The following is a 6464-nucleotide window of genomic DNA, read 5'->3' as shown; positions in this document are numbered from 1 at the left end:
GCACCCTATTAGGGTGCTTATTGGCTCTCATTCTATATTATTTGTTGTTACGTCAATCTACGGGTGAGTCTTTTTAAAAGATGAGCCATTCCCTGAGTACCTGGGAATTCAGTCAGACGACTATCTGCCGATGATCCAGCAATTAAAAAAATCTTTGCCTGAAGGGTACAGTGAGAATATAAAAAATCGTGTACTGAGAGAGCACCCAAAATGGAAAGACTATGCATATGATTGGACATTTTTTGAGCTAAAAAGATATTTTGTGATGAATGCCATACTGAAAACGGTGCCTATGTTCAGCAGTAAAGCGGATGACATATGGCATGAAATGCTGATGTTTACCCGTGATTATGATCAGTTTTCCAAGAATTTCTTCGGTGAATATCTTCACCATTCCCCAAATATGAACAGCACTCCCATCCCGGGTGAAAGGGCCTTTTTTGACTGGGTGTACTTAACTCTTTTTAAGGCAGGCCATAATAGCAGCAGAATATGGGGAGGCTTTTTGCAAAATCCTATTAAAAAAGAAATACTTGATGATTTCAGGAGCATGAATGAGACTCAACTGCTAAATAAGTATTTCAGAACGGGAAATGATTGGCTTGATCTGAAAAAGAAGATTATAGAAAAACTGAAGTATGAAATTTCTGAATCAGAATCAATAAAGCTCGAGAAAAAGCCGCTGGAATTTACGAAGCCCGCATCTGTCAGCCAGTATTCCTATCTGCTGTTCCCCGCCGTGTATTTTTCGGTTTATGAACCTGATGGGTTCGAGGACAATATGAACGAACTGCTTCCCGAGGAGCTCGCAAAAGCCAATGCTGCTGGAATGGTTTACTGCTCCGGCTTCTCATGCAGCAGCAATGATCATGATTCTGGTGGAGGCCATGATTCAGGCGGATCCAGCTGTTCGAGCTGTGGAGGCGGATGCTCGAGCTAAAAAGCTTTCATTATCAATCTTCTCAAATTCCGGCATAAAATTTTCAATTATGGAACAATTTATAAATATGATAGGGGGATGCATGTATTGTTTGGTACAAAGTTAACTAATTACGCCCTGAAGCAAAAGCCAGAAGAAGAAGACGGCTTTAATGCCCGTTTTTTTTTTTTGAAAAAAGACTAAAGATTTGCTCTTTAGTCTTTGGACAATCTTTTATTGCATTCTTTGCTCCACCTGGCGGCATACCTCATCAGCCGACAGGCCGCTTGCTTCAATGACAGATGCCTTTGTAGAAACATCCTGCATACCCATTACATTTGAATCAACACCGCTCACAACACAGCATGAGCAGTTCTCAGCATCATGCGCCGACTTCAAGTCAACCACATCATATCCTTTTTGGCGAAGCGCTTCAGAAACATTTGTTAAGGATTGTTCAACAGCTACTCTTTTCGTCAATGTTAACACCTCCTCCGTTTGTTAGATTGGCTTTTGTTCTCCATTTTTATTCCATGGATAAAAATAGCCTTAACACGAAAGAGTAAGAAAGGAGGTGTTTAACTATGAGCAAACGCAAAAAAGACCCTTCAAAAGCTGGATTAAGCTCTCCAAACGTCGAAGGGCAAGGGACAACCAACATGGAAACAGGCAGCAGAACAGCTTCCTCTGCACGCCATAAAAAGAAAAAACAGGATTTTTGAAAAAGTTAAAAGCAGGAGGCTGATCCTCCTGCTTTTACTGTTTACTGATACATTTCAGCTACTTGTTTCTGTATGGCTGAGTCTTCTAAATACTCATCATACGTCATTTGCTTATCGACAATGCCAGCCGGTGTAATTTCAATAATGCGGTTGGCAATGGTCTGAATGAACTGATGGTCATGTGATGCAAAAATTAAAGAGCCTTTGAAATTGATCAGACCATTATTCAATGCCGTAATGGATTCCAAATCAAGGTGGTTGGTCGGCTCATCAAGGAGAAGCACATTTGCACCGCTAAGCATCATTTTAGATAGCATGCAGCGGACTTTTTCTCCACCGGAAAGCACGCTTGCTTTCTTTAGAACCTCTTCACCAGAGAACAGCATTCTTCCAAGGAAACCTCTCAGGAAGCTTTCACTGTCATCTGCAGGTGAGAATTGGCGCAGCCAGTCTACTAGGTTTAAATCAGAGTTATCGAAGAACTCAGAGTTATCATTAGGGAAATAGGACTGAGAGGTTGTAACACCCCACTTATACGTTCCTTCATCCGGCTCCATTTCACCAGTCAATATTTTAAACAGGGTAGTTTTCGCCAATTCGTTCGTGCCGACTAACGCAATTTTATCATCTTTGTTCATGATGAAGCTGACATTGTTCAGAACTTTAACACCATCTATTGTTTTGCTGAGGCCGTCTACCCGGAGCAAATCATTTCCGATTTCACGGTCAGGTGAAAATCCTACATACGGATATTTTCTTGAGGATGGTCTAATGTCATCCAAAGAAATCTTATCAAGAAGCTTTTTACGCGAAGTTGCCTGCTTGGATTTTGATGCGTTTGCACTAAAGCGGGCAATAAAGCTTTGCAGTTCCTTGATTTTTTCTTCCTTTTTCTTATTGGCATCCTGAGCCATCCTTTGTGCAAGCTGGCTTGATTCATACCAGAAGTCATAGTTCCCAACGTAAATCTGGATCTTTCCAAAGTCAAGATCGGCAATATGCGTACATACTTTGTTTAAGAAATGACGGTCATGGGATACGACAATAACAGTATTTTCAAAGTTGATCAGGAATTCCTCAAGCCATTCAATTGCTTTGATATCCAAGTGGTTTGTCGGCTCATCCAGTAAAAGAACATCCGGCTTGCCAAAAAGCGCCTGCGCAAGCAAAACTTTCACTTTTTCAGAACCGGAAAGGTCAGCCATTTTTTTGTCGTAAAGCTCTTCTCCGATTCCAAGTCCCTTCAGCAAAATAGCTGCTTCAGATTCTGCTTCCCATCCATTTAATTCAGCAAATTCACCTTCTAGTTCAGCAGCCTTCATCCCATCTTCATCCGTGAAATCAGCCTTCATATAAATAGCATCTTTTTCCTGCATCACTTCATAAAGACGGGCATGGCCCATGATGACTACTTTTAATACTTCAAATTCTTCGTACTCAAAATGGTTCTGCTTCAGGACAGCCAGGCGTTCTCCTGGACCTAAATGAACACTTCCGGATTGTGCCTCAATTTCACCTGATAAAATTTTAAGAAAAGTTGATTTACCTGCACCATTTGCTCCAATCAAACCATAGCAATTGCCAGGTGTGAATTTAATATTAACATCTTCGAATAGTTTGCGGTCGCCGTATCGAAGACCTACATTACTGACAGTTATCATATTATTTTTATTCCTCCAAATACATAATCCTTAAAATTATACCACTTTCAGCTCGTAATCGCGAATCCTTCTTTTTATCAAGCAGCGACTTCAATAAAAATTTAGAGAATTAACAGGAAGCAGGCGGAAAAAGTCGAATACATAAAGATTATAAAAGAATGAGAGGAAGTGCGATATTAATGGAATCTCTTTTAAAAGAAGATGTGAGGTTAAAACCTTTCCGATTCACAATTGAAAGGGGAAAAATCAGGGAATTTGCTATGGCAATTGGAGACAGTAATCCTATTTATTACGATGCCGGCACTGCAAGAAAAGAGGGGTACCGGGACATCCCCATTCCTCCTACATTTCCAACAGCTATCGAGATGTGGGGAGGCTTGGACTTCGAAACCCTAATCAAGCTATTCGGCCTTGACCCGCTCAAGGTTCTTCACGGCGGTCAGGAATACCGCTATTTTGGAGAAATATGTGCCGGCGATACAGTAACTTGCGACACTAAATTAATTTCTTCTTTTGAAAAGAGGAATCTGCGGTTTATTACAATAGGTATTCATTACAAAAACAGTGATGGAAAAGATGTTCTTTATTCAGAATCCACCATTATTGAAAGAGGGGGAAGCAAAAATGAGTGAGCTGAAAATGATTCAAAAACCCGGGATCACCCATACACAGCTGGTCAAGTATGCCGGTGCATCAGGTGATTTCAATCCGATTCATACAGTAGTCCCTGTTGGAGAAAAAGCCGGATTGGACGGAGTGATCGCCCATGGGATGCTCATAATGGGAATGGCAGGTGAAGCACTCGCTGAGTGGTTTCCAAGAAAGGACCTGAGAAAGTTCAAAGTGCGCTTCAGCAAAATGACACGCCCCGGCGAGAAGCTGACAATAGAAGGGAGAGCGACAGGAGAGAAATGGGAAGATGACGAAAAAAGGCTGACGGGGGAAGTATCAGTAAAAAATGAAGCTGGTGAGCAAAAGCTTTCCGGCCGGTTCGAAGTAAAAATTTAATAAAAAGGGAAGGAATGTTTATGGAAGGCAATATTGGGGTCCAGCACCAGCCAAAATCAAAGTGGAAGAAATACTCGCTTTGGAGCATTACTATGATATTAGTGTTATTGGCTGCAGCCTTTTTCATTATGTATGGTTTTTTGTCCCGCTCTCTGCCAAAAACAGATGGGGAAATCATAATAGGTTCCATCTCTAAGGAAGTAATGGTCAATCGCGATGACAGCGGAGTCCCGCACATACTTGCTGGCAATGAACGGGACCTTTTTATTGCACAGGGCTATGCACAGGCTCAGGACCGCCTCTTTCAGATGGATTTAAGCAGGCGTCAGGCATCGGGAAGATTGAGTGAAGTAATCGGAGAGGCTACGGTTGAAAATGATAAATATTTTAGGACACTTGGACTGAGAAGGGCAGCAGAAGCATCCCATGAAGCATATTCCCCGGAAGCAATTTAAATATTGAAGAAAGCTTTGCGTCTGTAATTACGCCTCCAGAATTCAACGGAAGCAATAACTGGGTGGCAGCCGGCAGTAAAACGGCATCCGGAAAGCCTATTTTGGCAGATGACCCTCATTTATCACTCAGCACACCTTCCATCTGGTATCAAATGCATCTGGAGTCCCCTGAAATGAACGTCAGCGGTGTCATTTTTGCCGGCATACCAGGCATCATACTCGGTCACAATGAAAATATTGCATGGGGAGTAACCAATACAGGACCAGATGTTCAGGATTTGTATATCGAAAAAAGGAATCCTGCCAAAGAAAACGAGTTTCTATTCGATCATAAGTGGGAAAAGGCAGAAGTAATAGAAGAACCAATTAAGGTAAAAGGCAAAGAGCCAATTAGCTATAAAATAACGATTACACGCCACGGACCTGTGATATCGGAATTTGCTGGAGACAGCGGCAAGGATACCGTTCTTTCCTTACAATGGACAGCGCTTCAGCCTTCAAAAGAGCTGGAAGCCATTCTAAAAATGAATAAATCATCAGACTGGAATCAGTTTGAACAAGCACTGGGGTTATTTCATACACCTGCCCAAAACTTTGTATTTGCTTCTCCGGATGGAACTATTGCTTATAAAGCAAATGGTAAAGTCCCAATCAGAAAGAAAGGAGATGGACTGCTGCCAGTGCCCGGCTGGTCGGATGAATAATACCCATTTTCCTGTCTCAAATCAGAGACCCATCTTCCAATCTTGAAAAGGAAGCTTTATCGATCCTGAGTAAATGGGATTATATTGACAGCAAGGATGAGGCAGCCCCTCTTATTTTCAATCTTTGGATGAAAAGCATATCCGATGTTCTTTTTGAAGATCAGATATCACCCGAAATGAGGAAGCTCTTCAAAGGGCAAAAGCAGGCAGTGGATGAATTATTGAGAAATGCAGCAAATGGCCGGGAAAGCATCTGGATTGAAGAAAAGGGCGGATTGCCGAAAGTCCTTTCCCAATCATTGAGTAGAGCGGTCAAGAAAGCCGAAAATCTTCAAGGGGGCAGCCCGTCTAAGTGGAAATGGGGTAACTATCATCAATTAGCTTTTTCACATCCGCTTTCAAGTGTAAAACCTTTAAACTATTTGTTTAATAGAGAGGGCCGGATTCCTGTTGGCGGCAGCTCAGTCACTGTCCAGGCGGCAGCTAACAAAGAGGATGGCACTGTGAATCATGGAGGCTCATGGAGATTTGTGATAGATACACAGAACATGAATACTGCCTTCCATCTGGTTGGACCAGGGCAATCCGGACATCCACTAAGCCAGTGGTACCATGATCTGATGGACGACTGGGCAGAAGGGAACTATCATAAAACAGCCCTCACTGCAGAGAAAACCAGGCAAACACTTTTATTAAAACCTTGAAAAAACATACAAATATCATAAAATGTTTCTTTTTGTTCATAGTTTTTTCATAAATTTCATGTACAATATTAATCATACAGGCAGGGAAAAAGGAGTTTTTTAGATGGCTAAAAAACAGCTGGTTGATTTAGTAAACCGATTAAAGAAGTCCGGTATTAAGGTAAGCTTTTCAAAGCCAAGATCAAAAACTTTAATACTCATTAACCAAAACAAAAATTTATCTTCTTCTGCGAATTAGGTTAAAAAAATGGCGGATCCTAAAATCTGCCATTTTTTTATTATATTTGCTTC

The 6464-nt window shown here is 41.5% G+C and carries 7 protein-coding genes and 1 pseudogene; 6 read left to right on the top strand and 2 right to left on the bottom strand.

All coding sequences use genetic code 11. The features are described 5' to 3' along the window. Positions 1-130 precede the first annotated feature (130 nt). A complete protein-coding gene (locus BFI01S_RS20500) occupies positions 131-940 on the top strand; it encodes a UCP032817 domain-containing protein (RefSeq protein ID WP_235831244.1) in 810 nt (269 codons plus the stop codon). Between the two features lie 213 nt (positions 941-1153). Here BFI01S_RS20500 and BFI01S_RS20495 read toward each other — a convergent pair whose 3' ends face one another. Continuing rightward, the gene (locus tag BFI01S_RS20495) at positions 1154-1399 is read right to left on the bottom strand and encodes a YkuS family protein (protein WP_035330823.1); all 246 of its coding nucleotides are present in this window, start codon (positions 1397-1399) and stop codon (positions 1154-1156) included. Between the two features lie 104 nt (positions 1400-1503). On the opposite strand from BFI01S_RS20495, the gene BFI01S_RS22720 reads away from it, so the two are divergent. Beyond that, a complete protein-coding gene (locus tag BFI01S_RS22720) occupies positions 1504-1641 on the top strand; it encodes a YuzL family protein (protein ID WP_082139039.1) in 138 nt (45 codons plus the stop codon). Positions 1642-1682: 41 nt separating this feature from the next. Here the strand turns inward: BFI01S_RS22720 and BFI01S_RS20490 are convergent, their stop codons facing one another. Then, positions 1683-3302 (bottom strand): ABC-F family ATP-binding cassette domain-containing protein, encoded by a 1620-nt coding sequence (locus BFI01S_RS20490; RefSeq protein WP_061794244.1) that lies wholly within the window; start codon positions 3300-3302, stop codon positions 1683-1685. A gap of 179 nt (positions 3303-3481) precedes the next feature. Here BFI01S_RS20490 and BFI01S_RS20485 point away from each other — a divergent pair, with 179 nt between their 5' ends. From BFI01S_RS20485 to BFI01S_RS24460, 4 genes and pseudogenes are all read left to right on the top strand, one after another. Then, the gene (locus BFI01S_RS20485) at positions 3482-3934 is read left to right on the top strand and encodes a MaoC family dehydratase N-terminal domain-containing protein (protein WP_061794243.1); all 453 of its coding nucleotides are present in this window, start codon (positions 3482-3484) and stop codon (positions 3932-3934) included. After that, the gene (locus tag BFI01S_RS20480) at positions 3927-4310 is read left to right on the top strand and encodes a MaoC/PaaZ C-terminal domain-containing protein (protein WP_061794242.1); all 384 of its coding nucleotides are present in this window, start codon (positions 3927-3929) and stop codon (positions 4308-4310) included. The genes BFI01S_RS20485 and BFI01S_RS20480 overlap by 8 nt, the downstream gene beginning before the upstream one ends. Positions 4311-4330: 20 nt before the next feature. Further along, positions 4331-6173, top strand: a pseudogene (locus tag BFI01S_RS20475) (penicillin acylase family protein). Between the two features lie 103 nt (positions 6174-6276). Continuing rightward, positions 6277-6411 carry a hypothetical protein gene (locus BFI01S_RS24460; protein ID WP_256816508.1) on the top strand — a complete coding sequence of 45 codons (135 nt, stop codon included), beginning with the start codon at positions 6277-6279 and terminating at the stop codon, positions 6409-6411. Positions 6412-6464 lie beyond the last annotated feature (53 nt).

Source organism: Cytobacillus firmus NBRC 15306 (assembly GCF_001591465.1).
Lineage (GTDB): Bacteria > Bacillota > Bacilli > Bacillales > Cytobacillaceae > Cytobacillus > Cytobacillus firmus.
The sequence above is the reverse complement of the archived record's forward strand: the minus strand, read 5'-3'. Positions and strand labels throughout refer to the sequence as shown.